We start from the raw sequence: 26,882 nt of genomic DNA on the forward strand, positions 1-26,882 counted from the left end.
TCGGCGTCCGCACTTCGGCGACCGGGGTTGTCGGCCCGTCGGCGGCCGGGGTCAGGGCTCCGTGCCGGTGCGGTCGTCGATGCCGGCCCGTACCCGGTAGCCCTTGACCAGTTCCACGGCGGCCGGGCCCCTGGGCCGGCGTCCCGGCCGGATGTCGACGGCGAACGCCTTGGTCTCCTGGATGTGGGTGTTGGGGTCGAGGGAGACGTGCATCAGCTCGTTGGCCGCGTCCCCGGTGCTGTAGCCGTTCGGCCCCCAGTGGTAGGGCAGTCCCACCTGGTGCAGCGTGCGTCCGTGCACGGTCAGGGGCGGCACACGGTCGGTGACCAGCACCCGCGCCTCGATCACCCCGCGGGCACTGACGATCGTCGCCCAGCCGGTGTGCGCCAGACCGCGCTCGGCGGCGAGTCCGGGGGAGACCTCGCAGAAGAACTCCGGCTGCAGCTCCGCCAGGTACGGCTGCCAGCGCGACATGCCGCCCGCGGTGTGGTGCTCGGTCAGCCGGTAGGTGGTCGCCACGAACGGGAACACCTCCGAGCCGGGCGCGTCGCCGCTGGGCTGGTAGCGGTTGTCCGGGTGGGGCGGCAGCAACTGCCGCACCGGGTTGCGCTGCCGGCCGTACAGCAGGTTGGGGAAGGGCGAGTCCTGCGGCTCGTAATGGGTGGGCAGGGGACCGTCGGTGAGGCCGGACGGCACGTACAGCCACGCCTTGCCGTCGGCCTGCATGACGAACGGGTCGGTGCCGGACAGGGCCTCGGGCCCGGTGGCGCCGGCCGGCGGCCGGTACCCGGGGGACGTGTCCTTCCTGAAGTCCGGGATGTCGTGGCCGGTCCACTCGCCCCGCTCCGCGTCCCACCACACCAGCGCCTTGCGTTCGCTCCACGGCCTGCCGTCCGGGTCGGCGGAGGCACGGTTGTAGAGGATGCGGCGGTTGGCGGGCCAGGCCCAGCCCCACTCGCCCGCGACCCAGTTCTGCTGCCCGCCGGGCTTGCGGCGCGCGGCCTGGTTGACGCCGTCGGCGTGGACGCCGCAGTAGATCCAGCAGCCGCAGGCCGTGGAGCCGTCGTCGCGCAACTGCTCGTACGAGGCCAGCGGGTCGCCCTCGGCGTCGTGGCCGTTGATCTCCGCGAGGACGGCCTCGGCGTCCGGCTCGGCGTGCTCGCCCGTCGTCGGGTAGTCCCAGGTGAGGTCCAGCACGGGCCGGTCCATGGGGTCGGTGGACGCGGCGAGCTTCTGCCGGACCAGCCGTCCGAGGTGGTAGGTGAACCACAGGTCGCTGCGCGCCTCGCCGGGCGGTTCCACGGCCCGGTGGTGCCACTGCAGCAGCCGCTGGGTGTTGGTGAAGCTGCCGTCCTTCTCGGTGTGCGCGGCGGCCGGCAGGAAGAACACCTCGGTGGCGATGTCCTCGGTGCGCAGCTCACCCGTCTCGATCTCGGGACCGTCCTTCCACCAGGTGGCCGACTCGATGAGGGAGAAGTCCCGTACGACGAGCCAGTCCAGGTTGGCCATGCCCAGGCGCTGCAGCTTGCCGTTGGCGGAGCCGACCGCCGGGTTCTCGCCCATGAGGAAGTAGCCCTTGCAGGTGCCGTCCAGCTGGGCCATCACCGTCTCGTAGGTGGAGTGGGAGCCGGTCAGCCGCGGCAGGTAGTCGAAACAGAAGTCGTTCTCCGCGGTCGCGGCCTCTCCCCAGTAGGCCTTGAGCAGGCTGACGAGGTACGACCGCATGTTGCCCCAGTAGCCCTTGCGGGCCGCCTCGGCCCGTACGAACGTGTCCAGGTCCTGCTGCTGGTGGGCGTGCGGCATCGGGATGTAGCCGGGCAGCAGGTTGAACAGGGTGGGGATGTCCGTCGAGCCCTGGATGGAGGCGTGCCCCCGCAGGGCGAGGATGCCGCCGCCCGGCCTGCCGATGTTGCCGAGCAGGCTCTGCAGGACGGACGCCGCGCGGATGTACTGGACGCCCACGGTGTGCTGCGTCCACCCGACCGCGTAGGCGAAGGCGGTGGTGCGGTCCCGGCCGGAGTTCTCCGTGACCAGCTCGCACACCTGCCGGAACAGATCCCGCGGCACACCGCAGATCTCCTCGACCGCCTCGGGCGTGTAGCGGGCGTAGTGCCGCTTGAGCACCTGGAAGACGCAGCGCGGGTGGGTGAGCGTCTCGTCCCGTTCGGGTTCGCCCTCGCCGATGTCCGCGCCGCCCGACCCGTGGGCCTCGCCGCGCGCCGCCTCCGCCACCGAATTGCCGCCGCGGGTGCGCTCGTCGTACCCCTGGTCCCGTTCGCCGGACGCCGCCTGGACCTGCGTGCCCGCGTACTGCCAGCTGCTGTTGTCGTAGCTGCGGGTGTCGGGGTCGAGGCCGGAGAAGACGCCGTCGAGGTCCTCCGGGTCGCGGAAGTCCTCGCGCAGGACGACGGGCCCGTTGGTGTACGCCACCACGTAGTCGCGGAAGTACTTGTCGCTGCGCAGGACGTGGTTGATGATCCCGCCGAGGAAGGCGATGTCGCTGCCCGCCCGCAGCGGCACGTGCACGTCGGCCAGCGCGCTGGTGCGGGTGAAACGCGGGTCCACGTGGATCACCTTCGCTCCGCGGGCCTTGGCCTCCATCACCCACTGGAACCCGACCGGATGGCACTCGGCCATGTTCGAGCCCTGGATGACGATGCAGTCGGAGTGCTGCAGGTCCTGCTGGAAGGTGGTCGCGCCGCCGCGTCCGAACGAGGTCCCCAGACCGGGAACCGTGGAGGAGTGTCAAACCCGCGCCTGGTTCTCGATCTGCACCGCTCCCAGGGCGGTGAACAACTTCTTGATCAGGTAGTTCTCCTCGTTGTCGAGCGTGGCCCCGCCCAGGCTCGCGATGCCGAGCGTGCGCCGGGTGCGGGCCGCGTCGACCTCCCACTGCCAGCCGGCCCGGCGCGTCTCGACGACCCGGTCGGCGATCATCTCCATCGCCGTGTCCAGGTCCAGGCGCTGCCAGCGGGTGCCGTGCGGGCGTCGGTACAGCACGTGGTGCTCGCGGGCGTCTCCGGTGGTCAGCTGGAGGCTGGCCGAACCCTTGGGGCACAGGCGGCCGCGGGAGATGGGGGAGTCCGGGTCGCCCTCGATCTGGGTGACGCGGCCGTCCTCGACGTAGACGTTCTGGCCGCAGCCCACCGCGCAGTAGGGGCAGATCGACTTCACCACGCGGTCGGCGGTGGCGACGCGAGCGGTCGGGCGGGCGCTCGCCGCGCTCTTGGCGGCGGCCCCGCGGCCCAGCGGGTCCGTCCCCTTGAGCTGGCGGTAGACAGGCCAGGAGTCGATCCATGTGCGGACGCCCATGACGTCTCACCTTTCGGTGGTGCCCTTCGACGAGGAACGGTGGAGTACCCGGGCGGCCGGACCCGAAACCGGGGCCCTCGCGCACGGCTGGTGGCCCGTCCGGATCCCCGGGCACTCCCGGCGGCGGTGTGTCCGCTCGCGGGCGCCCACACCTCCGGCCGGCCGTTCACCCCGCACGGCTCCGGCCTGATCCACGTCCCCGGCCACCACGAAGGGCTCAGCCGTCGCCGCCGGACCGTGCCCGCGCCTCCAGCCGCGCCCGCTGCGGTACGACGGTGTACCTGGGGTCCTCGGCGGAGGCCACGCCGGCGTGGAACACGCCGAACCGCAGGAGCGCCGAACCGGTCAGCAGGGCCGCACCCGCGCCCGCGGCGAGCACCCGCGCCCGGCCGCCGGTGCGGTCGCGGCGGCCCGCGTACGACGCCAGCACGGCGCCGCCCGTCGTCAGCGCCTCCGCACACCGCAGCAGCCGGCGCGGCGCGCCCTGCTCGAAGGGCTCGGCCACCGGCCCCATGCGCCGCTTCATCAACCGGAACGAGCCCAGCTCCAGCGCGGCGCCCAGTACGGCCAGGCGGCGCGCCGGCCCGGTCTCCCGCACGGGCGCGCAGGCCAGGGCCAGCCCGGCCCCCGCGGTGGCGGCCGAGCCGGCGAAGACGAACGGCATCTCGCGGTGACCCTCGTGCCACGACGGCACCGCCGTGTCGGAGATCAGCACGGCGGTGTAGGTGGCGACCGCCGGGCCGAGCACGGCGGCGCCCCCGGTGGCGGCGGTTCCGGCGGCCCTGACCACCCGGTGGCGGCCCGCGACATCGACGGCAGCGGCGGCCATGGTGAGCGGTGCGTAGGCCGCCAGCAGCCAGGACCCCAGGTTCATCGGCGAGGTGGGCTTGAAGATCCGGAGCATGTTGACGAAGCGGGCGGGACGGCCCAGGTCGTGCACCAGCGCCGCCAGCGACAGGGACATGGCGCCCGCCGCTCCGAGCTTCGCCGCCCGGGCCGTTCGGGGGCGGCCCGTCAGCTGCCCCCCGGCGGCCAGCAGCGACGACGCCCCGGCGAGTCCGCCGAGAAAGAGATAGCCCGCGATGTCGAGGGCCTTCCACGTCGGCTTGTTCAGGATCGGCTTGCCGTAGTACGAGGAGAACTCGGCGTCCGGCACCATGGCCCGCTCGCCGCGCCCGCGCCCGCGCCCGCGCCGCCGCCGACGGCGCCCGGCCTGCGGCCCCGTGACGGCGTCACGTCCGGGAACAGCGCCCTGGACCCCCTCGCGGGTGACGTCGGATCCGGTCATCGCGGCCTCCTGACGAAGCTGACGGCGGCCAGGGCGGCCAGCGACGCGGCGGCGGCCGCCGCGTGCCGCCACATGGCGGGCAGGGAGCGGGTGGTGACGACCGGGTCCGGCGGCAGGCCGTAGACCTCCGGCTCGTCGAGGAGCAGGAAGAACGCGCCGTCGCCACCGACGCCGTCGGCCGGGTCCTCGCCGTACAGGCGCGCGTCCGCAACCCCGGCCGCGTGCAGTTGCGCGACCCGGGATGCCGCTCGCTCCCGCAGTTCGTCCAGCGGGCCGAACTGGATGGAGTCGGTGGGGCAGGCCTTCGCGCAGGCCGGTTCCATACCGACGCCGAGGCGGTCGTAGCACAGGGTGCACTTCCAGACGCGTCCGTCCTCGGGGCGCTGGTCGATGACGCCGTACGGGCACGCGGGGACGCAGTAGCCGCAGCCGTTGCACACGTCCTCCTGCACGACGACCGTGCCGAACTCGGTGCGGAACAGCGAACCGGTCGGGCACACGTCGAGGCAGGCCGCGTGGGTGCAGTGCTTGCACACGTCGGAGGACATCAGCCAGCGAAGCTCGGTGCGCCCGTCCGGAGCCACGGGAGAGGAGGCGGAGGTGCCCAGCTCCCCGGCGGCCGCGAAGACGTCGACGGCCTCGTGGCCGGCGCCGGGTTCCGGCCCGCCCAGCGGTTTGCGCTGCTCGATGAAGGCCACGTGCCGCCAGGTACTGGCGCCGAGGCCCTGGGTGTTGTCGTAGGACATGCCGGTCAGTTCCAGGCCGTCCTCGGGGATCGCGTTCCACTCCTTGCACGCCACCTCGCACGCCTTGCAGCCGATGCACACGGAGGTGTCGGTGAAGAAGCCCACGCGGGGCGGGGCGTCGGCGTACCCGGCCGCGTGTGCCACCGCGGGCTGCGGGCCGGAGAGCAGGTCGTCGCCGCGGGCCGGTCCCGCGCCGGTCCCGCCCGCCGGCGTGCCGGTCCCGTCCGCCGGTACGGCCGTGTCGTCCGTCATGCCCGGACCTCCTCGCTCAGACTGGTCGGCCTCTTCCGCCCGGCCGGGGCCGGCCCGGACGACCTCGATGCGGCGCCGCCGCTCGTCGGAGGCGGGCAGCTCCACCCGCTTCGCGACGTACCACCGGCTCGGCGCGTCGCGGACACGGTGCCCGCGCAACCAGCGCCACGCCTCCGTGCCGTGTGCCCGGGGTCGCGGCGCGTCACGCACGGGAATCCGGTCCACCCCGGTCGGCGGCAGCAGGGTGCGCGCCTGCCGGTACCCGGCGCCGGCGTGCTGCCGCCCATGTGCTCCCGCCGTCTCGTACGGCCTGCCCGTGGTCCGCTGCGACCGGCGGGGCCAGGTGGGCCGGGTCCGGGAGGGCGCGCTCGCCGCCCGGGGGCCGGTGCTGCCGGAGTGCATGGTGGACGGGACGCCGCGCCGGACCGGCCGGAGTTCCACTGTGCGGCGACGCACGCCAGCTCTCGGACGCCTCGCCGCGGGCTCCGTCCGGCAGCGGATCACCGCGACGGCGGGCGCCCGGTCCGGTTCCGCCTGAGCCGCTCGTTGTGCCAGGCGACGGCGCGTCGGATCTCCGGCTCGTGCAGCCCTGTCCGGCAGCCGAGCTGCTCGGTCGTGAGGACCGGCGGGCCGGAGGTCAGAGCGCGGGTGATCTTCGCAGCCCAGAGTTCCTCCTGGACGAAGGGCCGGTCCCGGTAGGTCCGGCTCAGGGCGTCGAAGTGCGCGTCGCAGCAGGCCGTCAGGCGGCGCAAGCCGTCGAACCAGTCGTCGGCCGGGTGCACGGCGGAGGAGTCGGGGACGTACCCGGTCACCGCCTCACTGCCGGGGAACGTGGCGGCGCACAGGTCGCACAGCTCCAGGCGGATCGTCCGAGCGGCCCCGGCGGCCTTCCTGCGCTTCCACATCGGTGCTCCCTGGGGGTGGGTGGGCCGGACGGTCCGCTGACGCGGCTCGTTCCGCGTCCCTTCCGCGCCGTCTCCGAGTCTTCTCCGAGTCTTCTCCGAACGTCTTGAGGTCACGGGTTCCCCGCCGGCACCCGGTCTTGAACACCCGGGCGGGTGAGCGCCGTGTCCCGCGGGGCCGGGTCGTCGTCTCTTCTGTGCGCCGCCGGGTGCGCCGACCCGAGCACGCCTGCCGCCGCCCGCCCGGGCGGGCGGGCGGCTCGTCGAGGAGGGAAGAGCGACGGGCGGTTTCTCGTACGGACAGCCGGCGGCGGACATCAAGGCGGACTCCTTCCAGCGCTCCCTGCGCGACCTGGCCGACCCCTCGCCGGCCCAGCACGGCATCCGCTCCGTGGCCGCCCGGTGGGGGTTTCCCCGTCCCGCCGAGTTCACCCGCACCTTCCGGGCGGCCACCGGGCTGTCGCCCAGCGAGTACCGGGAGACCGCGCGGGCCGTCCGGGTGGGGGCCCCGGCCGGTGTCCCACCGGGCGGACATGGCGGTTCCGCGACGGGACAGGCGGCCGGGTGACCGCCCTCAGCCCCGGGCCCGGTTGCGGTAGGCGAGGTCGGCATTCAGCGCCGTGGCGAAGACGCACCAGGCCGCGTACGGCAGGAGGGCCCGTGCGGCCGGCCGGTCCGCGGCGGCCGTACGGCGGATCAGGTGAACGTTGCCGACGTCGAGCAGGAGGGTTCCCGCCAGCCCGGCGCGGGTGCTGCGGCAGCCGAAGAACAGCCAGTTCCAGCCCGCGTTCAGCGCCAGGTTGCCCGCCAGACTGCGGGTGAGACGACGGCGCTGCTCCGGCCGCGCCCGCAGCAGCGCCCGGCCCGACGCGGCGGCGATCGAGACGTAGAGGGGCGTCCACACCAGGCCGAACGCCCGGCTCGGCGGCTGCCAGCGCGGTTTGTCCAGTCGGCGGTACCACGGACTGTCGGCGTCCACCGCCAGCCCGCCCAGCACGGCCGTCGCGGCCACCGCGCTCGCCGTGGCCGCGTACGTCTTCGCTCGATTCGCCGGCGGGTGCGCGGTGAACGCGGCCTTCAGGTGCATGGGTACCTCCAGGGTCGGGTGGGTGCCCTGCACGTGTACCCGTTCCGGTGGAGGACCGTCAGGTCGGACGGGTGATCAGCGCAGTCCGTGCAGGCCGAGCCGGAGCAGAGCAAGGGTGTGCTCGCCGACGTCGCCAGGGTCGGCGCCGTCCTCGACCGCGTTCATGGCGGCCTGGAGCAGTCCGCCGACGAGCTGCGTGGTCAGCCGGGGGTTGACGGGGCCGACCTCGGCGATGGCGCTCAGGAGGGGCGCGTAATGGAGCTGGTGGAGTTCCTCGACGCGGTCGCGGCATTCGCGGGGGAGGTCGGCGCGCATGAGCGCCGCGGCGGGGCGGTGCATGCCCTGCGCGGCGAGGCGGAGTTCGGTGCGGATGAAGGCGTCGAGCCGGGCGGCCGGCTCGGCCTCGCCCTCCAGCGACTCGGCGATGGAGGTGTTGGCGGCGGTGAAGGACTCCTCGACGAGGGCGGCCAGCAGCGCGGCGCTGGAGGGGAAGTACTGGTAGAAGCTGGAGCGCGCCAGCCCGGCACGGGCGCCGACCGCCGCCGGGGTGACGGCGGCGGCGCCCTGTTCGACCAGTATGTCGGTGGCGGCCCGGATCAGTGCGGCCCGTTGCTGGGCGCGGTGCTCGGCGACGGTTGCGGCACTGATCTTGGGCATGGTGCGGGTTGCCTTCCGAAGCGTTGGTCAGGTCAGCCGGCCGTCCCGCAGGTGCAGGACCTGGTCGGCGGTGTCCAGTATCTCGGTGTCGTGCGTGACCATGACCGTGGCGGTGTTGCGGACCCGGGTCTGTTCGGCGAGCAGGTCGACGACGTCGCGGGCACGGGCGCGGTCCAGGGCGGAGGTCGGCTCGTCCACGAGCAGCACCTCGGGGGCCAGGATCAGCGCCCGGGCCAGACCGATGCGCTGGCGTTCACCGCCGGACAGCTGGTGCGGGCGCCGGTCCGCGCGCTGGGTCATGCCGACCGCTTCCAGCAGTTCGTCGGCGCGGCGGCGGGTGGCGGCGTCCAGCTTCCCGGCGATGTGCGCGGGCAGCAGGAGCTGCTCACGGGCGGTGAGGGAGGCCAGCAGGTTGGCGTGCTGGAAGACGTAGCCGATGTGCTGCCGCCGGTGGGCGGTGCGCTGGTGTTCCTTGAACGTGGTCAGGTCGGTGCCGGCCACGTGGACGGTGCCCTCGGACGGCGTCTGGAGGCCGCCGGCCACCGCGAGCAGGCTGGACTTGCCCGAGCCGGAGGGCCCGGTGACGGCGAGGAACTGCCCGGGGGAGACGGTCAGGCTGACCTGGTCGAGGGCGGTGACCTGCTGCTGGCCGCTGCCCAGGCGCAGGGTGACGTCGGTCAGGCGCAGGGACGCGGGGGCCGGGTCGGTGCCGGCGGCCGCGGAGGCGGGGGAGGGGCTGGTCATCGGTCGGCTCCGAGGGCGGTGAGGGCCTGCACTTTGGTGATGCGGCGGACCGCGACCGCGGCGCCGGCCAGGCCGAGGACGATCAGGAGGACCGCCGCCATGGTGACCTGATCGGGCTTGAGCGCGAAGGGCGCCGAGCCGTTCATGGCTCCCCCGAGGGCCAGCCCGACGGCGGTTCCGGCGGCGGTCGCGGCGGTGAGGACGGCGGCGGCCTGGATCAGGGCGTCGCGCAGGATGTAGCCGGTGCTCGCGCCGATCGCCTTGAGCAGGGCGATCTCCTGGCGGCGCTGGATGGTCCACACGGTGAAGAAGGAACCGACGACCAGTGCCGAGATCGCGTAGAGGAAGCCGCGGATCAGGGACATGGTGCTGGACTCGGCCGTGTAGCCGGGGGAGGCGGCGAAGGCGCCGGCCTTGTCGGTGGTGTGGGTGCCCAGCTTCCGGTCGATCGCGGCGACGTCGGCGCCTGAGGACAACTGGAGGGCCACGGCGGTCGCCTGGCCGGTGGCGGCGGCCGGAAGCGGTCCGGGGAGCCCGTAGTGGAGCTTCTGCCACAGCGGCAGCGGCGCGTAGACGACGCCGACGTGGCCGAAGGAGGCGTGACCGATCGCGCCGACGACGGTGAACTCGGTGTCCGCGCCGCCGACGGTGAGCCGGTCGCCGATCTTGACGCCGTCGTCGGCGATCTCCTGGCTGATGAGGATGCCGTCCGGCCGGGAGGACAGGGGCGCGCCGGAGCTGGGCTCGGGGGCGAGGAAGCCGTTCGGCCGTACTCCGAAGACGGCCAGGTCGAGCTGCTTGTGGCCGCGGGCGAGCTGCGCGTGCGCGAGCTGCTGGCCGAGCGGCTCGGCCTTGCGCACCCCTGGCCGGCCGGCCCAGGCCTGCCAGGTCTCGCGGGTGACGGTGGAGCGGGAGAACAGCTCTCCGGAGGCGGACTTGGAGAAGGCGAGGTGCGTCACCGGCAGGGCGCGCAGGGAGGAGATGCCGGCGTCGGCCAGGCCGCTGGCGAGTCCGGACAGGATGACGCCGAGTACCGCGATCAGGGCGACGACGGCACCGACGAGCGCGAAACGACCGCGGGCGAACCGCAGGTCACGCATGGCGAGGAACATGTGCGGATCCGTTCCCGCTCAGGCGCCGACGGCGGTGACGGTCTCGAACGTCTCCACCTCGCTGGACATCCCCTGCGTGGACGGCCCGTGCGCCGCGCGGAACGCATCCGACCGCATCCAGGCCGTGAACGCGTCCTTGGTGGTGAAGTCCATCACCGCGACGTAGGTTCCGCCCTCCTGTCCCGGACGCAGCAGGCGCGCGGAGAGCAGCCCGTCGACCCCGGACAGCGTCTCGCGCATGCTCGCCGCGAATCGCTCCTCGAACGCCGCCGCGGCCGGCCCGGGGACCGGGATCCGGTTCATCACCGTGTACATGTGCATCTCCACTTCTCACAACGGGGACAGGCCGTCCGACGGAGGTTTGCCGACGCCTGTGTCAGCATCCTAACGCTTTTTCCCGACGCAACTGTCAGCAACCTTGGTGCGGAGGTCGGGCGACGTTTTCGGCATGATCTGACCGCTTCGGCCGCGAAATCAGTGACGAACGGGTCGTGGAACTACGCTTTTCCTTTGTCCAGCCTTGTGCGGGCAGCGCAGACTCAGGCACAGTGACGTCGGCATGCGGTCCGGCGAGGCTGCGTCCGACGAAGCTGCGTGCGACGAGGCTGCCGTGCGATGAGGCTGAGTCGGGCGAGGCCGCGTCGGGCGAGGCACGACAAGCAGACCCGCACGCGGGAAAGACAGGGGTGAACAGTGACGGCCATGGCCCGCTACCAGGATCGCGTGGCGATCGTCACGGGCGCCGGCGCCCCCGACGGCATCGGCATGGCCGTCGCCCGGGCACTGGCGGCGGAGGGCTGCCGGGTGGTGCTGGGCGCCACGTCCGAGCGGATCCACCAGCGTGCCGCGGAGATCGGTGAGGCCGCCGTCGGCGTCGTGGCCGACCTGACCGTCGAGGAGGGCGCGAACGCCCTGGTGCGGGCGGCGCTGGAACGCTGGGGCCGGCTGGACGTGCTGGTGAACAACGCCGGCATGACGTCGGTGACGTCCGGCTGGGACGCGGAGGAGGAGGTCGCCGCCCTGTCGCTGGCCGAGTGGAACGCGGCGCTGGCCCGCAACCTCACGACGGCCTTCCTGATGTCCAGGGCCGTCGTTCCCCCGATGCGCGCGGCCGGGTACGGCCGCATCGTCTCCATCGGCTCCACCACCGGCACGGTCAACGCGATGCCCGGGCAGGCCACGTACACCGCGGCGAAGGCGGGACTGGTGGGACTCTCCCGGGCGCTCGCCCTGGAGGTCGTCGGGGACGGCGTCACCGTGAACGTGGTGGCGCCCGGCTACGTCGCGACCGGCTCACAGCTGGAGTTCGAGGCGGAGGCCGCCGCGGCGGGCCCCATCGGGCGCAGCGGCACACCCGAGGAGATCGCCGCCTGCGTGCTGTTCCTGGCGCACGAGTCGGCTTCGTTCGTCACCGGCTCGGTCCTCGTGGCCGACGGCGGTCACGGCCTCCCCGAGACCTGGCCCCGGAGCTGACCCCCGCCCGGCGCCGGCCGGGGCGGAGCCGACGCGCGCGCCGGCTCCGCCTGACCGCGGATCAGCTCCGCTGTGCGGCCGCGACCGCCTTGCGCAGCCCGTCGAGGAAGTCCCGCCCGTCGGCGTCGTCGCCGAGCGCGACGTAGTAGGCGCCGTACTCCGGTTGCCCGGACCAGTGGGCGTTGACGCTGATTCCGCTGTCCTCCGGGACGAGGACCTGGCCCGGGTAGCGGTCGGCCACGGCGCTGCGCCCGGACAGGCTCATGCCGTCCAGCCGGGCGGACAAGACGGTGGTACCGGTGGACTCCCGGGCCACCGCGACCACCAGATGGCGGTCGGTGAACAGGGCCACGGTGCGGTGCTCGGGGTCCGGATCAGCCATGCCCTTCAGCCGCGAGAACAGTCCCACCTTGTACAGGCGCGTGCTGACGGTGTCACAGCAGGCCACCGCGTTCGCCAGGACGTCGCCGAGGGAGCGGTCCTCCGCGTGCGCGGCGATCGCGGCACGCGTGTCCGGCTCGATGTCCTGCGGCCCGCAGGCTCTGCTGCCGCGCTTGTACAACCGCTCCATCTGGCCCCTCATCCCCTGAGACGGATACGTCGGATACGACGGATCGACCGGTGTGCGTGGGGGGCACGCACAGGCTACACACCCGACGGCCCCGAACTGCCCGCACGGAGCCCGGGTCCGGGACGGCCGATCGGATACACACGTCACCCTGTGCGTGGTTGTCTTCTCTCCGGCGATCACCGCCCGGGTGCTCGGGCCGACGCCCCCGCCGACCCCGCGCTCCCCGCTGCCCTCAACCACCCACCGAGAGGTGCCTCATGTCAAGCCGCCTTGCCCTGCTCGCCATGCCCGGTGAGAAACTGACGGCACTGCCCGTCGACGCGCTGGCCCGCCTGCTGCTGAACGACCTGCTTCTGGACAAGCCGCCGTTGAACCTGGACAACTGGGTGCGGTCGATACGCAGACAGCACCGCAAGGACCCGGCCGCGATGGGCGCGGTCAGTGAGGCCGTGGCCTGGCTGCGCCACCACATGTACCTCGTGGCCGACCTGCGCTACGGCGCGGACGACGGCTGGGTCATCGTCAGCCGGCAAGGCGGGGCGTGGCTGCGGGGCACCGACGGGGACGCGTGAGCGGCCCATCACGTGCTCCTGGCGGGCCGTGAGCGGCCCATCACGTGCGTTCTGGCGGGCCGTGAGCCGCCCACCGTGCTCCCGGCGGGCCGCAGGCGGCGGTACCGGCCCGCCAGGGCCGCCGGTCAGGCGCCGGTGGCCGAAAAGCTCTCGCTGCACATCAGGGGTTCCTCGCCCCAGCACCGTTCGGCCTCCAGGCGTTCAGGCGGGCTTCTCACACTGGGCGCGTCCCAGCACGTACGCGCCTGCCGTCCCGCGGGAGTCGAACATGAGCCACGGCCACCACCACGGCCATCACCACCACCATCACCACGGGGACGAGGACCTCTCGTCCCTGCCGCCCGCCCTCGACACGTCGATCCCCGACGAGGAGCTGACGCCCGGCCAGCACTCACGGCGGTCCATGCTGCGCCGCGCCGGGCTGCTCGGCGCCGGACTCGCGGCGGGCGGCGTGCTCGGCGGCGCGGGAGAGGCGGCCGCGTCGACCGCGGCGATGCCCACCACGCACACCTCACGCTCCGGCCGGTACCTGTGGCTGGCCGGTGACCACCACATCCACACCCAGCACAGTTCGGACGGCAAGTACCGCGTCATCGACCACGTCCGGCAGGCGAACGCGCACGGCCTGGACTGGATGGTCATCACCGACCACGGCAGCGTCACCCACGCCAAGATCGGCGTGGAGAAGGTCAACCCGGACATCGTCGCCGCCCGCGACCAGATCGAGGACACGCTGGTCTTCCAGGGCCTGGAGTGGAACATCCCGGCCGCCGAGCACGGCACCGTCTTCGTCCACCCCGGCAAGAACGAGGTCGCGGTACTGAGGGAGTTCGAGAACTCCTTCGACGGCAGCGTCAAGGGCGCCACCGCCGGTACGGCCACGAACGAGGCGCTGGCCATCGCGGGCATCGACTTCCTCGCCGAGCAGGTGCAGCGGCGCAAGGTCAAGGACGCGCTGCTCCTGGCCAACCACCCGGCCCGCAAGGGCATCGACTCCCCGCACGAGATCCGCGGCTGGCGGGACGCGCAGCCCTCGATCGCGGTCGGCATGGAGGGCGCCCCCGGCCACCAGGCCGCCGGCATCGCCGCCCCCGACGGCCCCGGTTCCGGGCGCGGTTACTACGACAACAGCCCCAGCGCCGACTCGTTCGCGGCGTACCCGCTGGAGAGCTACCGCACCTGGGGCGGCTTCGACTGGATGACCGCCACCGTCGGCGGCCTGTGGGACAGCCTGCTCGCCGAGGGCAAGCCCTGGTGGATCACCGCCAACTCCGACTCCCACAGCGTCTACGCCGACACCTCCGTCCGCGGTCCGAACAGCGACTTCGCGGGCAACGGCCGTTACAACGACCCTGTCCACGGCGGCGGGCTCAACCTCGGCGACGGCGACTACTGGCCGGGCCAGTACTCCCGCACCCATGTCGGCGCCGCGTCCTTCTCCTACCAGGCGGTCATGGACGGCATCCGGGCCGGCCGCGTCTGGGTCGACCACGGCGGCCTGATCAGCGGCCTGAACGCGCAACTGCGCTCCGCCGGCCGGGCGGTGACCCTGGGCGGGATGCTCCAGGTGCGCCGCGGCAGCGAGGTCGAGCTGGTCGTCGAGATCAGTCTCGCGAACGGCCCCAACTGGGCGCAGTTCGTGCCCACGCTGGCCCGCGTCGACGTCATCCAGGGCGATGTCACCGGGCCGGTGTCGGACAAGGACACCTTCACCACGCCGAACACCAGGGTCGTGAAGTCCTTCGAGGTGAACAAGGCCACCGGCGCGGTCCGGCTGACGTACTCGCTCGGCCCCGTGGACAAGCCGGTGTACGTGCGGCTGCGCGGCACCGACGGCAACCGCACCGCCGTCGGCCTGGGCGGCTCCTCCGTCGACCCGGCCGGCCCCGCCATGGACGTCCTCGGCGACGCGGACCCGTGGAAGGACCTGTGGTTCTACTCCAACCCGATGTGGGTCCTGCCCGCATGACCGCACCCCGCACCGTGTCCGGCGTCCGCCCCGTCATCGGGGTGGACGCCGGGACGGCGAGTCTGCGCGAGGCCGACCACCTCGTCCACCACCTGGCGGACCGGCTCGGCCTCCCGGCCGGGACGATCGCCTGCACCCATCTGATCCGCACCGACGACCGGCGGGGCACCGCCGTCTCCCTCGCCCCGCCCGACGCCGGCGCGGCCGAGGCGGCATGGCGGCGACTGGCCGCCCTGGACGTGCCGGAACTGGGCGCGGCCCTCGGGGACCGTACGCACGGACCGCTCACGGCGGCCCGCACGGCCGCACTCGCCGCCGCGGAACACACCGCCCGGCGCGGCGGCCGGGCCGTGCTCTACCCCGGAGTCGATCACCTCACCGGTACCGTCACCGCGGCCGACCTGCTCACCCTGACCGCCGTCGACCGGCTCACGGTGGTCGGCGCGCCGGCCGACGGGCCGGGGCCCGACCCGGCCACCCGCGTGCACACCCGCGACCACGTACGGCCCGAATGGCGCGACGGGCGGCTGACCCTCGCCCTGGTCCCGGCCGCCGGCGGCACCCTCGCGCCCTTCGAGGTACCCGAGCCCACACCCTGCTGCGCCGACCACTCCTGACGGCCCGCTTCTCCCGGTGCCGCCGCGACGGCGCGAGCAGCTCAGTGTGCCGTCGGCCTCGGCCTCGTCTCGCCGCCGTGTGCCGGGAGCGGGGTTACGTGATCGCCGTCGGGTCCACGGCGGGTGTAATGTCGGGCCGGCGACAACGTTTCGCCGACGGAGACCGAAGGAGGTGAGTCGATGACTGTCATGGAGACCACCGCTGTGCGCGGTGCCCGGATCATCCTCACTTCCCGGGCCACGTCCTGACCTTCGGCCGCCTTCCTCCCCGGTGGGAGCGGTACCGGCGCGCCTGCCGTCCGGCGGGGCCCCCTTTCAAGGGTCTCCACGTTGTCTCGTCAACCCACTTCACCCGCATCCGCGCTCTCTTCTCCCGCGCGCGTCCCGAATCCGGCCGGCCACGGCCGGGACGCGGAACGTGAGCGCGCCCTCACCCCGTCGCGGTCCGGCGGACCGGTCCCGGGCCGCGTGGCGCGGGCCGAGCACGGTCTGTACGGCATCGCCGCCACCGGCGAGGGCACGGACGTCCTCGCTGCCGCCCCGTCCGGCACGGCCGTCCCGCTCGCGCCCTCGGCCGAGCCCGCCCGGGACGCCGCCTCCCGCACCGACGCGCTGCCGCGCGCCGAACGGCAGCGGCCCATGAAGGACACCGCGCGCCTGCGATGCGCGGTCAACCGCTCCCCCCACCGCAAGGCATGACGGAAAGGAACCTGGTCATGGACCTTCCCCGCATCTTCACCATCCGCGAGAGCGACCACCGGATCCACAACCCGCTGACCCCGGCCAAGCTCGCCGCCCTGGGCGAAGCGCTCCGCCTCGCCCCCGGGACCCGGATGCTCGACCTGGCCAGCGGCTCGGGCGAGATGCTCTGCACCTGGGCGCGCGACCACGGGATCACGGGCACCGGAGTGGACATCAGCACGGTCTTCACCGAGCGCGCCCGGGCCCGCGCCGTCGAACTCGGCGTCGCCGACCGGGTCGAGTTCGTCCACGGTGACGCCGCCGGCCATGTCGCGGACCAGCCGGTCGATCTGGCCGCCTGTGTCGGCGCCACATGGATCGGGAACGGCGTCCCCGGGACGACCGAGCTGCTCGACCGCAGCCTCCGTCCGGGAGGCCTGATGCTGATCGGCGAGCCGTACTGGCGGCGGACCCCTCCGGACGAGGAGACCGCCGAGGCCTGCCACGCCACCGGCATCGCCGACTTCGTGCGACTCCCGGACCTGATCGAGCAGTTCCAGGATCTCGGGTACGACGTCGTGGAGATGGTGCTGGCCGACCAGGACAGCTGGGACCGGTACGCCGCGGCCCAGTGGCTCAGCCTGCGCCGCTGGCTCGACCTGAACCCGGACGACGAACTGGCCCCCGAGGTACGGGAGGAACTCACCACCGAGCCCGCCCGCTACGCGCGCTCCACGCGTGAATACCTCGGCTGGGGAGTCTTCGCCCTCATGAAGCGCTGACACTCCCGTCCCGTGCGGGGTCCGGACGCCCCACCGCTCGGACCCCGCACCGGCCGCCGTCACCCCACCGCTCGGACCCCGCACCGGCCGCCGTCACCCCACCGCTCGGACCCCGCACCGGCCGCCACCACCGCCGCACCGGCCGCCGCACCCGCCGCCGCGGCGGCGGGGCCGCTTCGGCCGGCTCGCCGCGTCAGCCGAAGCGGCCCGCCACGTAGTCCGCGGTGCGGGTGTCCTGAGGACTGGCGAAGATACGGTCCGTGGGTCCGTGCTCGACGATGCCGCCCGGGGTGCCCTGTTCGGCGAGGAAGAACGCGCACTGGCTGGAGACGCGCGCGGCCTGCTGCATGTTGTGCGTGACGATCACGATGGTCACCTCGCCGGCGAGTTCGTGGATCGTCTCCTCCACCCGGCGGGTCGAGGTGGGGTCCAGCGCCGAGCACGGTTCGTCCATGAGCAGCACCCGGGGGCGTACCGCCAGCGCGCGGGCGATGCACAGCCGCTGCTGCTGGCCGCCGGAGAGCGCGCCGCCCGGCTGACGGAGACGGTCGCGGACCTCCTTCCACAGGCCGGCCCGGGTGAGCGACTCCTCCACCAGACCGTCCTTCTCGCGGCGGTGCGCGCGGGTGCCCGTCAGCTTCAGCCCCGCCACCACGTTGTCGTAGATCGACATCGCGGGGAACGGGTTCGGCTTCTGGAAGACCATGCCGATGCGGCGGCGGGCGTCGGTCAGGCGGCGGCCGGGGCCGTAGATGTCCTCCCCCTCGAAGAGCACCTCTCCGCCGAACCGCGCCGCCGGGATCAGCTCGTGCATGCGGTTGAGCGTGCGCAGGAACGTCGACTTGCCGCAGCCGGACGGGCCGATCAGCGCGGTGACCTGCCCGGCGGGCATCGTCAGGGACACCCGGCTCAGCACCTGGTGGCTGCCGAACCAGGCCGACACGGCACGGGCTTCGAGGGCGGCGGGGGCGACGGCCGGCCCGCCGGCCGCGGAAGGCAGCACGGCGGTGTCGGCCAGTGCGTCGGCCGGGGCACCGGCCAGGGCGTCGGTCGGGGTGCAGGTGGTGTCCGTCATCTCGATACCTCGGTTCACGGCGGGGCTGGGCGGGCGGGCGGTCACAGCAGGTTCGGCAGGAGTTCGGTCGCGCGCGTGGCCACCTCGAGGCCCAGCACGGCGACGACCGGGGCGAAGACGATCCAGGTCTGCTGCCTGCCCCAGCGGTGCCAGGCCCAGACGGCGGCCACGGCGGCGGCCAGCAGCGCCTGCAGCCACATCACCAGCGGCCACGGCACCCCGGCCGGGCGGGCCAGCGGCTGTTCGGACTCCGGCAGCGTGCCGGGGCGGATGACGGCGGCCGGGGTCTGGAAGGCCGCGGAGACCAGGTCGGCGTCGACGCGCAGCACGCCGCCCGGCATGAAGCGCGGACCGGTGGCCGTCACCAGCACCAGGCGGCCCTTGCCGGCCGCCGGTGCCGCGGGCGCCGGGTCGCCCGCCCGCCGCACGTCCAGCACCCGGTAGCGGGCCTTGCCCTGGCCGGTGACCACCGTGAGGGTGTCTCCGGCGGTGAGCCGCTCCAGGCGTCCGAACGGGCCGCCGTACGCCGCCGCGCGGCCCATCAGCACGCTGCTGCCGGCCTGTCCGGGCATCGGGGTGTCCCGGCGGTGTCCGGGGCCGCCGGTCAGGACGGTGGAGTCGGTGCCTTCGCGGACGACCTGCCGGACACCGATCGCGGGGATCTCGATCAGGGCGAGCGGGGTGCCGGGCGCCAGCAGCGCGCCCTGCTGGTCGGCCTGGGCCACCGGAGCGGTGCCCAGGGCGAGTTCGCCCCGCAACCGGTCGAACGCGGCGTGCTGCGCGGAGCGTTCCTGGATCCCGCTGATCAGCAGCAGTTGAACGGTGACGCCCAGCAGCAGGGCGGCGACGCTGAGCAGGGCGCCCCGGGCGAGATGGCGGACGGCGGTGGCGGCCCGTACCCGTGGCCGTGCGGGGGACGATGTGAGCGTGGTCTGCACGGCGACCGTCACGGCGGCCCGCCTCCTTCGCTGGTCATGGCGCTGTCGCCGGCTGCGGCGGTATCGCGCGTCGTGGGGTTCGGATGGGGTTCGGACGGGGTTCGGGTGGAGTCCGGCCGGCCCGGGGGACCGCGGTACGGCGGTCCCCCGGGCGGTGGTGTCAGGTGGACTTGACGGTGAAGTTCGCGCCGCTCTTGGCGGACACCGTCGAGGAGCCCGCGTAGAAGGCGTGCAGGGTGTGGGAGCCGCGGCTCAGCAGGGGCAGGGTGACGGTCACCTTGCCGCCGCTCAGGGTGCCGGTGGCGATCACCCGCGTGCCCTCGTAGATCCGCACCGTGCCGGTCGGCGTGGTGCCGGTCGCGGCGACCTTCACCGTGACCTTGGCGTGCGCGGTGTGGCTGACCGTGGTGGGCGCGGAGGTGGTGACGGTCGGCGTGGCCTTGGTGACCGTCAGGCGGACGCTCGTCTTCGAGGCGAGGAGCTTGCCGTTGCCGCCGTAGGAGACCGTCAGCGTGTGCGTGGCCACCTTGAGGTGGTTCGACAGGCTGACGGTCACCTTGCCGGAGCTGTTCAGGGTGCCGGTGCCCAGCGTGGTGGAGCCCTCCTTCACGGTCACCGTGCCGGTCGGGACCACCCCGTGCGTGCCCGTGACGGTGACGGCGACCTTCGGGGCCTTGCCGTACGCGGTCTTGGGCGCGCTCGCCGTCGTGGTGCTGCCGTACTTGACGGTGCCGGTCCAGGACGCGGCGGCGCCGGTGCCGTTGAGGTTGGCGGCCGAGACGGTGGCCGTGCAGCCGCCGAGGGCCAGGTCGCCGAAGGTGTACGACGTGGTGGTGGCCGGGACGTCCTTGACGGCCGCGACGCTGCCGTCCGAACGGGTCAGCGTGAGCCGGTAGTCGGTCACCGGCAGCCCGGTGGCGGCGGGCGCCGTCCAGGTCAGCTTGACGCTCGCGTCGCCGAGGGTGGCCTTCAGGCCGGGCGCGGCCGGCGTCGAGGTGTCGATGCCCGACTCCTCCAGGCCGCCCAGCTTGGCGTGCCTGGCCACGCTGGTGGAGCCGTTGTACGGCTCGTTCACGAAGCCGAAGGCGGCGATGACCTGCTCGGCGGCGTCGGAGGCCAGCTCGGCGGTGTGGCTGCCGCTGGTGACGAAGACGTCGTAGAGGTCCTTGTCGAAGAAGATGCTGGTCGGGTCGATCGCCCGGCTCGGGACGACGTTGTAGACGTCGCGGCCGAAGGTGGAGTTCTCGTAGTAGGCGGTGACCGGCGAGAGCTTGCCGTTCACCGTCGTCACCGGGGTGGTGGCGCCGCTGTCGCCGGGCAGCCGCACCGCCGCCAGGTGGCCGCCCGCGGCGGCCGCGTCCTTGGTGTAGTCCGGGGCGACGCCGTTGACCTGCGCGATCCAGCTGCCGACGGAGAAGGGCACCAGCGCGCCGTCCTCGGTCAGCGCGGCGTCGCCCTGGTTCTCCTGCACGGTCGGGACGTTCGGGGACAGCGTCGCGTCGGTCAGGCCGATCGCCGACAGGAAGAACTTGCGGGTACCCGAGCCGCTCTGCGGGATCTTCGGGTGCACGGTCTGGCCGCCGACCTGGGTGAGCGAGCCGGAGTAGATGTCGTGCAGCTGGTCCACCGTCAGGGTGTCCAGCGCCGAGCCCTTCACCGCGACGCCCACCGCGTCCCGGGCGAAGGGGATGTAGGTGAGGGCGGTGCCCGAGGTGCTCGGGGTGGCCGAGGAGCGGGCGAAGTCCACCTGGCCCTTGATGGAGGCGCCGGCGGAGTCGGGGTACTTGTCGCCGGTCAGCGACTCGCTCAGGGCGAGGCGGCCCTTGCCGGAGCCGTTCGGGCGCAGGAAGGACGGGCCGTCGGAGCGGGTCTTGATCGTCGAGGAGGTGGAGCCGGTGCCGGGCTCGATCGCGTCGTAGGAGGCGATTCCCGCGCCGTCCGCCGACTTCACGGCGGTGCCCGCGTAGCTCTTGCCGTTGACCGTGTCGCCGGCCAGCGCGTTCATCACGTCCTGCGTGGTGTCCGAGCCCACGCCGACGAGCTGACGGTAGGTCCCGGCGGGGGTGGGGTCGGCGTACGCCGGGCTGGTCAGAACCAGGCCGCCGGACACCACGGCCGCGGCGACGAGCACCGCAGTGGAGCGCGTTCTGCGCATCGAGAGTCTCCTGAGGGTAGTGCGGAGTGAGCAGGGTGATCTGGCAGGGTGGTACGGGCCGCCCGCCCCGACTCCCTTTCGGGGCGGACGGCCGTCTGTGGGGGGTGCGGGCCCCCGAAGGGCCCGGTTCTCACCCCCGGCCGGGCGGCAGCAGCCTCCGCAGCCGCTCCGGCAGGGTGAACTCCGGTACGAGCGTCACCGTGCGGCCGCCCGGCAGCGGCACCCGCAGCGGCAGCCGCGGCCGGCTGCCGCCGGCGAAGGGGGCGCCCACCCCGGCGGCCGCGCCGAGGGCGGCGCCGACGGGGACGGCGTAGCGCAGCGGGTTGGCCGGGTCCGCGGGCGTGTTGCCCGCGGCCGTGGTCTGCAGCGCCTTGCCGCCGTCGAACGACGCCCGCGTGGTCGGGGTGGCGCCGGCGCCGCCGCCCGGCGCGGACTCGGTGCCCGTGCCGGCGCCGGCCGCCGTGCCGCCGGTGCCGCTGCCGCCCGCGCCCGTGCCGAGCGTTCCGCTGCCGCCGCTCGCGGAGGGGGCGTCGCCGGTGGCCGTCGACCCGGAGTAGTGCAGGAGCGCGTCGGCCGCGTGGGCGGTGCGGGTGCGCAGGGCCCGCGGCAGGGGGGCGTACCCGGCCGGCAGGCGGCCCGGGTCGGCGCCGCTGACCTGGCCGCCGCCCGCCGCGTACGTCAGCAGCGCCGCGTAGTCCTTGCGGGCGTCCGCCTTCAGCGAGCCCGGCCGGACCGCCGCGTACACCAGCTGGGCCAGCGGGTAGGCGCCCTTCGCCTTCGCGTTCGCCGGGGTGATCTCGGCGACGCCGGTGCCGGAGGCGCCCTCGGCCGCCTCGGTCAGCGAGCCGGCCGACGGGGCGACGAACCGGCCCGCCGTGTTGCGCAGTCGGGCGGTCTGCAGGCCGTACCGGGCGGCGGAGGCCGCGTCGGTGACCGTGATCACGAACCGGGAGCCGACCGTCTGCGGGCCGGTGCTCTTGTACGCGGGCGGGTTGGCCAGCGCGTCCCAGCTGGACTTCCACAGCGTGTCGGCGCGCCGGGTGTGCAGGGCCCCGGAGTGCATGTCCGTCACGTACGGGTGGAAGTCGGTCATGCACTGCTTCTGGTCGGCGGGCGCGTCGGTGCCCGGCGGGACGGTGCACCACGGATCGCTCTTGGGGTAGTCGTCCGTGGCCGACGGGTCGAACGGGGCGCCGGTCGGGTTCAGGTCCGCGTTGGTGCTGTAGTACGGGTTGACCCGCATCCCGTGGTCGTCGGAGACGCCGTCGAGGAACTGCCGGGCCTCCTTGTCGGCCAGGATCCACCGCCACAGCGCCCGGGCGGTGTCGGTGTGGCCGAGCGAGGTGAGCAGGTCGGTGTCGGTGGCCGGGGTCTCGGCGACCGACAGGTACGCGAACTCCGGGTTCAGATCGACGAATTCCGGGTCGCTCGCCAGCCCCGCCGGGTTGTCCTTCGCCCAGCCGTAGCCCTTGGCCGTGGTGTCGCCGACCACCGCTCCCCAGGGCGAGTTGCGGTACGACTCGGTGAGCAGCTTGGCCACCAGCCGCGGGGTGAGCCTGATCAACTCGACCTTGGTGCCCGCCAGCCGGCGGATGTCGTCCGGTGCCCCGGCCTTGGGCCTGCGCTCGATCGTGAATCCGATGACGGCGCCGGAGAGGGCGACCGGAGCGTACGTCGTCGTCCCGGACGGCGCGGTCGTACCCGGGTCGGCGCCCAGCGCGCGGGTGGTGAGGGCGAGGCCGGCGCCGCCTTCGGCGGTGAGCCGGGCGCGGGTGTCCGGCTCACCGAGCTGCGTGTAGCCGTAGACCTTGCCGGCCGGGCACAGGGCGGCCTGCCAGCTGGTCATGGCGTCCGCGGCCAGCTCGCTGCCGAGGGTGGGCCGCTCCTTCGCGCCGAGCGCGCAGTTGGCGCCGACGGTGTTGAAGCCGAGCGGGATCGCGATGCGGTTCCTCCAGTTGGTGGAGGACACCGGGGAGCCCGCGTTGACCTGGCTGTGGTCGGCGTACGGCTTGCCGTCCAGGTCCAGGTGGCCCTGCGGGACGATCACCAGCCAGCAGGAGCGGGGCTTCGTGACGCCGTCGCGGGTGACCGGCATGCCGCAGCCCAGGTGCGGGGCCTCGTTGGCGGTCTGCACCTCGAAGTACTCCTGGCCGGTGCCGTCGGCCCCGGTGCGGGCGAAGTCGACCTCGTTGGTGGTGTTGCGGTTGAACAGCGCGTTGTTCTGTGTGCCGGTGGTGACGACCGTGCCGTCCACCGACTTGAACGGCACCTCGCCCGGCGCGCTGGGGTTGGCCGCGCCGTACCGGTCGTCCTGGCCGTAGTTGGTGGGGTCGGCGCTGTAGAAGACCTGGCGGGTGTCGTCCTGTCCGTTGCCGGGCCAGTTGCCGCGGTCGGTGGTCGGGGAGGCGCCGTACTGGCACTGGGTGCGCGGCGGGCCGGGGTTGGACGGCACGGTGCCGTCGTCGTCGCCCCAGCACTGCATGATCTGCACGAAGTCGGTGTCGAACAGGGTGCCGGCGAAGCTGGTCGGGGCGCCGCCCGTCCAGGAGACCTTGACGGCCTGGCTGGTGAGGTGGGTGGTCTGGCCGACCGTGAACCGCATGTCCGCGAACTCGCCGCGGCCGGAGACGGTGACGGCGGAGCCGGTGGCGGTGCCGCCCGCGCCGAGGGGGGCCGCGGGCGCCGCCTGGGCGACGGCGAGCCCCGCGAGGGCGCCGGCCGCGGCACCGGCGACCAGACGGACCAGGGCGTTGCGCAGGACCCGGGCGTTGCGCAGGGCGGGGACGTTTCGTCGGGCCGGGCGGGGGCGCGGCAGTCTCATCGCCGGCCCCCGTCCGTGGCGTCGCCGTGGGAGCGGGCGCCCGCGAGCAGCCGTGACACGACGGACGGCAGCAGCACCAGCCCCAGCACCAGGAACGAGGCCAGCAGCATCAGCGTCTGGGTGCTCGTCCAGCCGCTCCGGCCCTCCACGGAGACCGGCTGGGCGAGGGCCACGGTGCCGCCCGCGCCCCCGGCGGTGCCGGCGGCGGTGCCGTCGGCGGCTACCGTCTGGCCGGTGTCGGGGTCGACGGCCGTCCCGGAGCCGCCGGACGCCGCGCCCGCCGTGCCGCCGCCCGCCGTGCCGCCACCGCCCGTCGAGCCGCCGGCCCCGGATCCGGAGCCGCCCGAGGCGCCCCCGCCGGTCCCGGAGCCCCCGGACGCGCCGCCCGAGGTGCCGCCGCTGCCCGCCTTCGCTCCTCCGCTGCCGGTCGTGCAGGGCGCCGCGCCCTTCTTGTCGCACGCCGCGGGGTACGGCGCCTCCTCGGCGAGCTTGTTGCGGCCGGAAGCGGTGAAGGTGGGGTTGTTGCAGCCCTTGATGTTGATGTTCTGCGCCACCACGCCCGGGATCCGGCGGATCTGCTCGAAGCCCGCCTGCACCAGGTTGATCGGCAGCGGCGAGTAGCCGAGCTGCGGCGCCGCCTGCTGGCCCTGGCACATGAAGTAGTACGAGAACGCGCCCAGCGTCTTGCCCTTGGCCTTGGTGAAGGTGCCCTGCACCTTCAGCGGCAGGATCATGTACGAGTAGCTGGAGAGGGGGTAGTTGCGCCTGTCGGTGTCGTTGTAGACGCCGTTCAGCTTCTGGGTGAGGTAGTCCGGTGAGCCCTTGTCGGTGTTGATCTTCGCCTTGAGCAGCGAGACGGCGACGTTCTGCGGGGTCGGCTCGGTGTAGTAGCCGGAGTGGTTGAGCACCTTGGCGACCGGGAAGTGCGCGTTGAGGGCGTAGGAGTAGTTGACGTAGCCGATCGCGCCCTCGCCGTAGTTCTGGGCGACGTAGCCCGCCACGCCGAGGTCGCCGGACTGGGCGATCATGCCGGGCACGGTCGGGTAGTACGAGGTCTGCCCGCAGGCCCCGGACCGGCCCACGCGTCCGCAGTACGCCTGCCACAACTGCTTGTGCTGGTCGGCCATCCACGTCGTGAACTGGGCCGTGGAGCCGGAGCCGTCTGAGCGGACCACGGGCACGATGGCGCGGTGCGGCAGTTGCAGGCCGGGGTTGTCGGCCCGGATGGCCGCGTCGTCCCAGCTCTTGATCACGCCGGTGAAGATCTTGGTGACGACGTCGCCGGACAGCCGCAGGTTGGTGATCCGCTTGCCGCCGGCGGTGAGGTGGTACATGAAGACCGTGCCGCCGGCCACGATCGGCATGTAGGCGTACGACCCCGAGGCCGGCCGCTCGGCGGCCGAACCGTCCGTCGGGTTGGTCTGGAAGGGGATGTCGGAGACCGCGAAGTCCACGGTGCCGCTCAGGAACTGGCGGCGGCCGTCGGAGGAACCGGTGCCGGCGTAACTGATCCGCATGCCGTACTGGTTGACGGCCCGGCGCCACTCGTCGACGGCGTTCTCCGCCCAGGTGGAGCCCGCTCCGGCGATCGGTGTGTAACTCTCCGCCGCGGCCGGCGCCGCGGCGGGCCCGGCCAGCAGCCCGGCGATCACACCGAGCATCGCGGCGAGGGCCGCCGCCGCCCGCAGGCGGCGGAGACGGGGGATGAGGTGGCTGAGCATCAGTCGGTCTCTCCGGTGTTCTCGCCGGGCGTGTGTTCAGGGCGGTCTTCGGGGCGGTCTTCGGTGACAGGGGAATCGGCGGTGCGGGTGCCGGTACCGGCACCGTGCGGGCCGGTGCCGACGCCGGTGCGCACGGCGGGGCCGGGGTTCACGCCGGGGGCGTCCCCGGCGGGGGTGCTCGCGGCGGGGCCGTCGTCGAACAACGACAGCCGCGGGGCGTGCCGTTCGTCGAAGCGGGCGGCGGTGCGGCGCGAGGCGCGGGCGGTGCGGCGGGCCTGGCGGCGGCTCTGGTGGCCCGGCCCGCGGCCGCCGATGACCCGGGCGACGACGAACAGCACCAGCACCAGCACCATGAGCACCGCCGCCGCGCCGAAACCACGGGCGATCATCGTCGGCTCCGGCGACTTGATGAAGGTGAACACCGCGAGCGGCAGCGAGAGCATCGGCCCCTCGGTGGGGTCGGCGTTGAGCGCGGCCGTGAAGCCCGCGGTGAGCAGGACCGGCGAGGTCTCGCCGATGCCGCGCGCGGTGCCGAGGATGACCGCGGTGGCGAGCCCGGAGCGGGCCGTCGGCAGTACCACGTGCCACACGGTCCGCCAGCGCGGGGCGCCCAGCGCCTCGGCGGCCTCGGTCAGCGTGCCGGGTACCAGGCGCAGCACCACGTCCGCCGCCCGGATCACGATCGGCAGCATCATCACGCTGATCGCGAAGGCCGCCGCGAGACCGGACTTCTGCATGCCGAGGCCGAGGATCCAGGTGGCGTACACCATCAGGCCCGCCACGATCGACGGCAGCGCGGTCATCGCCTCGACGATGGTCCGGACGAACCGGGAGAACCGGCCGGGGATCTGGTTGAGGTAGACGGCGCAGGACAGGCCGAGCGGGACGGTGATCGCCAGGGCGATGGTGATCATGATGAGGGTGCCGAGCATCGCGTGGGCGATGCCGCCGCGGGTGAGCGGGTCCAGCGGGCCCGACGCCTGCATGTCCTGGGTGAAGAAGTTGGCGTGCGGCAGCGCGTCCCGGCCCCGCCAGGCGGTGAACCCGACGACGAGCACCAGCCCGGAACACAGCACCAGGGCCGCCGTCCACAGCACGACGGTCATCACCCGGTCCCGGACCGCCTGCACGTCCTCCTCCAGTCCGGTGAGCACGGCGTAGATCAGGAGGAAGCACAGATAGGCGGTGACAGCGAAGCCCAACGCACCCGAGAAGGGCGCGAGTTGCCCGAACAGCAGCACGGCGATGCACAGCCCGGAGGCGGCGGCGCCGCACAGCGACAGCACCCCGGACCGGGTGGGGCCGCCGATGCGGCGGGGCTCCTCGGGCGGGCCGGTGTCCGGGCCGACGGCCGCCGCGGCCGGCGCCGCGAGGGGGGCGGTGGCGGTCTCTTCCACGACGGTCATC

Annotated in this window: 23 protein-coding genes; 7 read left to right on the top strand and 16 right to left on the bottom strand. The window is 73.7% G+C overall.

What is annotated here, in order from left to right; all coding sequences use genetic code 11:
• Nucleotides 1-51: 51 nt before the first annotated feature.
• From fdh to VKA29_RS26315, 4 genes are all read right to left on the bottom strand, one after another.
• On the bottom strand, nt 52-3,312 hold the full coding sequence (gene fdh / locus VKA29_RS26300) for a formate dehydrogenase (RefSeq protein WP_324788464.1): 3,261 nt from the start codon (nt 3,310-3,312) through the stop codon (nt 52-54).
• Between the two features lie 217 nt (nt 3,313-3,529).
• Nucleotides 3,530-4,600 (bottom strand): NrfD/PsrC family molybdoenzyme membrane anchor subunit, encoded by a 1,071-nt coding sequence (gene nrfD, locus VKA29_RS26305; RefSeq protein WP_324788465.1) that lies wholly within the window; start codon nt 4,598-4,600, stop codon nt 3,530-3,532.
• Nucleotides 4,597-5,598, bottom strand: coding sequence for a 4Fe-4S dicluster domain-containing protein (locus tag VKA29_RS26310; protein WP_324788466.1), 1,002 nt, complete (start codon nt 5,596-5,598; stop codon nt 4,597-4,599). The genes nrfD and VKA29_RS26310 overlap by 4 nt, the downstream gene beginning before the upstream one ends.
• 500 nt (nt 5,599-6,098) lie before the next feature.
• Nucleotides 6,099-6,503 carry a hypothetical protein gene (locus VKA29_RS26315; RefSeq protein WP_324788467.1) on the bottom strand — a complete coding sequence of 135 codons (405 nt, stop codon included), beginning with the start codon at nt 6,501-6,503 and terminating at the stop codon, nt 6,099-6,101.
• A 340-nt stretch (nt 6,504-6,843) separates the two neighbouring features.
• On the opposite strand from VKA29_RS26315, the gene VKA29_RS26320 reads away from it, so the two are divergent.
• A complete protein-coding gene (locus VKA29_RS26320; RefSeq protein ID WP_420718570.1) occupies nt 6,844-7,068 on the top strand; it encodes a helix-turn-helix domain-containing protein in 225 nt (74 codons plus the stop codon).
• Nucleotides 7,069-7,074: 6 nt separating this feature from the next.
• Here VKA29_RS26320 and VKA29_RS26325 read toward each other — a convergent pair whose 3' ends face one another.
• From VKA29_RS26325 to VKA29_RS26345, 5 genes are all read right to left on the bottom strand, one after another.
• Nucleotides 7,075-7,587 (bottom strand): TspO/MBR family protein, encoded by a 513-nt coding sequence (locus tag VKA29_RS26325; RefSeq protein ID WP_324788468.1) that lies wholly within the window; start codon nt 7,585-7,587, stop codon nt 7,075-7,077.
• A 75-nt stretch (nt 7,588-7,662) separates the two neighbouring features.
• Complete coding sequence (locus VKA29_RS26330) at nt 7,663-8,244, bottom strand: helix-turn-helix domain-containing protein (protein WP_324788469.1); 582 nt, start codon at nt 8,242-8,244, stop codon at nt 7,663-7,665.
• A gap of 27 nt (nt 8,245-8,271) precedes the next feature.
• Complete coding sequence (locus VKA29_RS26335; RefSeq protein WP_324788470.1) at nt 8,272-8,988, bottom strand: ABC transporter ATP-binding protein; 717 nt, start codon at nt 8,986-8,988, stop codon at nt 8,272-8,274.
• Nucleotides 8,985-10,100 carry an ABC transporter permease gene (locus tag VKA29_RS26340; RefSeq protein WP_324788471.1) on the bottom strand — a complete coding sequence of 372 codons (1,116 nt, stop codon included), beginning with the start codon at nt 10,098-10,100 and terminating at the stop codon, nt 8,985-8,987. The genes VKA29_RS26335 and VKA29_RS26340 overlap by 4 nt, the downstream gene beginning before the upstream one ends.
• An 18-nt stretch (nt 10,101-10,118) precedes the next feature.
• Complete coding sequence (locus VKA29_RS26345) at nt 10,119-10,421, bottom strand: antibiotic biosynthesis monooxygenase family protein (RefSeq protein ID WP_324788472.1); 303 nt, start codon at nt 10,419-10,421, stop codon at nt 10,119-10,121.
• Nucleotides 10,422-10,802: 381 nt separating this feature from the next.
• Here VKA29_RS26345 and VKA29_RS26350 point away from each other — a divergent pair, with 381 nt between their 5' ends.
• The gene (locus VKA29_RS26350) at nt 10,803-11,573 is read left to right on the top strand and encodes an SDR family NAD(P)-dependent oxidoreductase (protein WP_324788473.1); all 771 of its coding nucleotides are present in this window, start codon (nt 10,803-10,805) and stop codon (nt 11,571-11,573) included.
• Nucleotides 11,574-11,634: 61 nt separating this feature from the next.
• Here VKA29_RS26350 and VKA29_RS26355 read toward each other — a convergent pair whose 3' ends face one another.
• Nucleotides 11,635-12,144, bottom strand: a complete 510-nt coding sequence (locus VKA29_RS26355; RefSeq protein WP_324788474.1) for a hypothetical protein — start codon at nt 12,142-12,144, stop codon at nt 11,635-11,637.
• 257 nt (nt 12,145-12,401) lie between these two features.
• Between VKA29_RS26355 and VKA29_RS26360 the strand changes: the two genes are divergently transcribed.
• From VKA29_RS26360 to VKA29_RS26380, 5 genes are all read left to right on the top strand, one after another.
• Complete coding sequence (locus VKA29_RS26360) at nt 12,402-12,716, top strand: hypothetical protein (RefSeq protein WP_324788475.1); 315 nt, start codon at nt 12,402-12,404, stop codon at nt 12,714-12,716.
• A 268-nt stretch (nt 12,717-12,984) separates the two neighbouring features.
• Entirely contained in the window at nt 12,985-14,685 is a 1,701-nt protein-coding gene (locus VKA29_RS26365) for a PHP domain-containing protein (protein ID WP_324788476.1), read from the top strand.
• Nucleotides 14,682-15,302, top strand: a complete 621-nt coding sequence (locus VKA29_RS26370) for a hypothetical protein (RefSeq protein ID WP_324788477.1) — start codon at nt 14,682-14,684, stop codon at nt 15,300-15,302. The genes VKA29_RS26365 and VKA29_RS26370 overlap by 4 nt, the downstream gene beginning before the upstream one ends.
• A 468-nt stretch (nt 15,303-15,770) precedes the next feature.
• A complete protein-coding gene (locus VKA29_RS26375) occupies nt 15,771-16,001 on the top strand; it encodes a hypothetical protein (protein WP_324788478.1) in 231 nt (76 codons plus the stop codon).
• A gap of 17 nt (nt 16,002-16,018) precedes the next feature.
• The gene (locus tag VKA29_RS26380; protein WP_324788479.1) at nt 16,019-16,765 is read left to right on the top strand and encodes a class I SAM-dependent methyltransferase; all 747 of its coding nucleotides are present in this window, start codon (nt 16,019-16,021) and stop codon (nt 16,763-16,765) included.
• Nucleotides 16,766-16,958: 193 nt separating this feature from the next.
• On the opposite strand, the gene pstB is transcribed toward VKA29_RS26380, so the two are convergent.
• The 6 genes from pstB to pstA form a co-directional block, all read right to left on the bottom strand.
• A complete protein-coding gene (pstB, locus tag VKA29_RS26385) occupies nt 16,959-17,840 on the bottom strand; it encodes a phosphate ABC transporter ATP-binding protein PstB (RefSeq protein WP_324788480.1) in 882 nt (293 codons plus the stop codon).
• A 41-nt stretch (nt 17,841-17,881) separates the two neighbouring features.
• Nucleotides 17,882-18,790, bottom strand: a complete 909-nt coding sequence (locus VKA29_RS26390) for a sortase (RefSeq protein WP_324788481.1) — start codon at nt 18,788-18,790, stop codon at nt 17,882-17,884.
• A gap of 148 nt (nt 18,791-18,938) precedes the next feature.
• Nucleotides 18,939-20,933, bottom strand: coding sequence for an Ig-like domain repeat protein (locus tag VKA29_RS26395; RefSeq protein ID WP_324788482.1), 1,995 nt, complete (start codon nt 20,931-20,933; stop codon nt 18,939-18,941).
• 130 nt (nt 20,934-21,063) lie between these two features.
• On the bottom strand, nt 21,064-23,754 hold the full coding sequence (locus tag VKA29_RS26400) for a hypothetical protein (protein ID WP_324788483.1): 2,691 nt from the start codon (nt 23,752-23,754) through the stop codon (nt 21,064-21,066).
• Nucleotides 23,751-25,475 (bottom strand): phosphate ABC transporter substrate-binding protein PstS, encoded by a 1,725-nt coding sequence (locus tag VKA29_RS26405; RefSeq protein ID WP_324788484.1) that lies wholly within the window; start codon nt 25,473-25,475, stop codon nt 23,751-23,753. Before VKA29_RS26405 ends, VKA29_RS26400 begins: the two co-directional genes overlap by 4 nt.
• On the bottom strand, nt 25,475-26,881 hold the full coding sequence (gene pstA, locus VKA29_RS26410) for a phosphate ABC transporter permease PstA (protein ID WP_324788485.1): 1,407 nt from the start codon (nt 26,879-26,881) through the stop codon (nt 25,475-25,477). Before pstA ends, VKA29_RS26405 begins: the two co-directional genes overlap by 1 nt.
• Between the last annotated feature and the right edge of the window lies 1 nt (nt 26,882).

This window comes from Streptomyces sp. H51 (genome assembly GCF_035656535.1).
In the GTDB taxonomy this organism is placed as follows: domain Bacteria; phylum Actinomycetota; class Actinomycetes; order Streptomycetales; family Streptomycetaceae; genus Streptomyces.

What these genes read in the sequence shown, in the direction of transcription:
- nrfD (WP_324788465.1), bottom strand. Translation starts at nt 4,600, where the DNA reads ATGACCGGATCCGACGTCACCCGCGAGGGGGTCCAGGGCGCTGTTCCC.
- VKA29_RS26310 (WP_324788466.1), bottom strand. Translation starts at nt 5,598, where the DNA reads ATGACGGACGACACGGCCGTACCGGCGGACGGGACCGGCACGCCGGCG.
- VKA29_RS26315 (WP_324788467.1), bottom strand. Translation starts at nt 6,503, where the DNA reads ATGTGGAAGCGCAGGAAGGCCGCCGGGGCCGCTCGGACGATCCGCCTG.
- VKA29_RS26325 (WP_324788468.1), bottom strand. Translation starts at nt 7,587, where the DNA reads ATGCACCTGAAGGCCGCGTTCACCGCGCACCCGCCGGCGAATCGAGCG.
- VKA29_RS26330 (WP_324788469.1), bottom strand. Translation starts at nt 8,244, where the DNA reads ATGCCCAAGATCAGTGCCGCAACCGTCGCCGAGCACCGCGCCCAGCAA.
- VKA29_RS26335 (WP_324788470.1), bottom strand. Translation starts at nt 8,988, where the DNA reads ATGACCAGCCCCTCCCCCGCCTCCGCGGCCGCCGGCACCGACCCGGCC.
- VKA29_RS26340 (WP_324788471.1), bottom strand. Translation starts at nt 10,100, where the DNA reads ATGTTCCTCGCCATGCGTGACCTGCGGTTCGCCCGCGGTCGTTTCGCG.
- VKA29_RS26345 (WP_324788472.1), bottom strand. Translation starts at nt 10,421, where the DNA reads ATGCACATGTACACGGTGATGAACCGGATCCCGGTCCCCGGGCCGGCC.
- VKA29_RS26350 (WP_324788473.1), top strand. Translation starts at nt 10,803, where the DNA reads ATGGCCCGCTACCAGGATCGCGTGGCGATCGTCACGGGCGCCGGCGCC.
- VKA29_RS26355 (WP_324788474.1), bottom strand. Translation starts at nt 12,144, where the DNA reads ATGGAGCGGTTGTACAAGCGCGGCAGCAGAGCCTGCGGGCCGCAGGAC.
- VKA29_RS26360 (WP_324788475.1), top strand. Translation starts at nt 12,402, where the DNA reads ATGTCAAGCCGCCTTGCCCTGCTCGCCATGCCCGGTGAGAAACTGACG.
- VKA29_RS26365 (WP_324788476.1), top strand. Translation starts at nt 12,985, where the DNA reads ATGAGCCACGGCCACCACCACGGCCATCACCACCACCATCACCACGGG.
- VKA29_RS26370 (WP_324788477.1), top strand. Translation starts at nt 14,682, where the DNA reads ATGACCGCACCCCGCACCGTGTCCGGCGTCCGCCCCGTCATCGGGGTG.
- VKA29_RS26380 (WP_324788479.1), top strand. Translation starts at nt 16,019, where the DNA reads ATGGACCTTCCCCGCATCTTCACCATCCGCGAGAGCGACCACCGGATC.
- pstB (WP_324788480.1), bottom strand. Translation starts at nt 17,840, where the DNA reads ATGACGGACACCACCTGCACCCCGACCGACGCCCTGGCCGGTGCCCCG.
- VKA29_RS26395 (WP_324788482.1), bottom strand. Translation starts at nt 20,933, where the DNA reads ATGCGCAGAACGCGCTCCACTGCGGTGCTCGTCGCCGCGGCCGTGGTG.
- VKA29_RS26400 (WP_324788483.1), bottom strand. Translation starts at nt 23,754, where the DNA reads ATGAGACTGCCGCGCCCCCGCCCGGCCCGACGAAACGTCCCCGCCCTG.
- VKA29_RS26405 (WP_324788484.1), bottom strand. Translation starts at nt 25,475, where the DNA reads ATGCTCAGCCACCTCATCCCCCGTCTCCGCCGCCTGCGGGCGGCGGCG.
- pstA (WP_324788485.1), bottom strand. Translation starts at nt 26,881, where the DNA reads ATGACCGTCGTGGAAGAGACCGCCACCGCCCCCCTCGCGGCGCCGGCC.